Below are 1,194 nucleotides of genomic sequence, written 5' to 3'. Positions count from 1 at the left end.
GAAGCGGTCGGTCAACTCGACACGACCGCGTTCCACGCCCGGGCGAAGCTGGGCGGGGTCGGCCGGCGTGGCTATCACCCGGACATGCTGCTCACCCTGCTGGTCTACGCGATGGCCCACGGAGTGCGCTCGTCACGGCAGATCGAACGGCTCTGCCACACCGACGTCGCGTTCCGGATCATCTGTGCCGGTGACATCCCCGACCACACCGTGCTGGCCCGGTTCCGTCAGGACCACGAAACCGCCCTGGCCGGCCTGCTCACCGAAACACTGCTGCTCGCGGCCCGGATGGGCATGGTCCGGCTCGGGGTGGTCGCGTTCGACGGCACGAAAATCGCCGCGAACGCCGCCCGCACCGCCAACCGCGGTGAGGACAGCCTGCGCCGGCTCGCCGAGAAACACCTCGCCGAGACCGCGGCGACCGACGCCGCCGAAGACGCCGAACACGGCTCCGACCGCGGTGACGAACTACCCCCCGACCTGCGGGACCGTTCCGGGCGGCGGCGCCGCATCCAGCACGCCCTCGACGAAATCGCCGCCCAGAAAGCCGCCGCGCAGGCCCGGGACGACGCCGCCCGCCGGCAGGCCGAGGACTACCTGCGCCGCCTCGCCGACCCGGACACCCCGATCACCGGCCCCCGACCCAAAGCCGTCAGCGCGGTCGACGCCGCCCGGGCCCGCTGGCAAGCCGAACGGGCCCGCCTGCAACGCCGCCACGACGCCTGGCACGAACGCGCCGAACAAGCCCGCGCCGCCGGCCGCCGCCCGAAAGGCCGCGCCCCGATCCCGGTCGACGAACACTGCCGCGTCCGCGCCGCCCGCACCACCTACGACAACGCCCTCACCGCCGCCGCAGCCGCCGCCGAGGCCAGCAACACCAAGACCAGCAGCGGAAACAGCCGTAAACAACCGCAAGCCAACCTCAGCGACCCGGACTCGCGGCTGCTGAAAACCCGCAACGGCTACCTCCAGGGCTACAACTGCCAGACCGCGGTCAGCGAAGACCACTTCATCCTGCACGCCGACGCCACTCAAGACCCCAACGACGTCCGCCAACTCGACGCCACCACCACCGCCCTGACCAGCACCGCCACCCGCCTGGCCGACCACACCGGCCGCACCGACCTCACCATCGGCGTCATGCTCGGCGACGCCGGCTACGACAGCGACCACAACCTCACCCTGCCCGGCCCC

The 1,194-nt window shown here is 72.2% G+C and carries 1 protein-coding gene; it reads left to right on the top strand.

Annotation, left to right across the window (positions count from 1 at the left end; all coding sequences use genetic code 11):
• The coding region (locus AB0F72_RS42150) for a transposase (protein ID WP_360444962.1) at positions 1-1,194 on the top strand (1,194 nt) is incomplete at both ends.

The sequence above is a fragment of the Actinoplanes sp. NPDC023936 genome (genome assembly GCF_040639325.1).
Taxonomy (GTDB): Bacteria; Actinomycetota; Actinomycetes; order Mycobacteriales; family Micromonosporaceae; genus Actinoplanes.
Note: the sequence above shows the minus strand (reverse complement) of the source record. Positions and strands in the feature narration are given on the sequence as shown.